Raw genomic sequence first — 255 nt, forward strand, 5'->3', positions numbered from 1 at the left:
CTGGAGATGGGTGCGTGAGTAGGTGAATCAGGGTTGTGATTGTATCGATGTATTTTATAAGTGATCGAGAGATCGCTTTGGAATACGGCGCAACACGAATACTCAACCTGTAGCGCGTGCGTCTGAATTGAGACACACCCGTTATAGGGTCAAGCGAACAAGTGCATGTGGTGGATGCCTTGGCGATCACAGGCGATGAAGGACGCGGTAGCCTGCGAAAAGCTCCGGGGAGCTGGCAAACAAGCTTTGATCCGG

The 255-nt window shown here is 51.8% G+C and carries 1 rRNA gene; it reads left to right on the forward strand.

Annotated features, from left to right (window positions below):
• Positions 1 to 147: 147 nt before the first annotated feature.
• A 23S ribosomal RNA gene (locus VSR82_RS40290) occupies positions 148 to 255 on the forward strand; the annotation flags it as partial.

The organism is Burkholderia sp. JPY481, assembly GCF_038900515.1.
Classification (GTDB): Bacteria; Pseudomonadota; Gammaproteobacteria; order Burkholderiales; family Burkholderiaceae; genus Paraburkholderia; species Paraburkholderia youngii.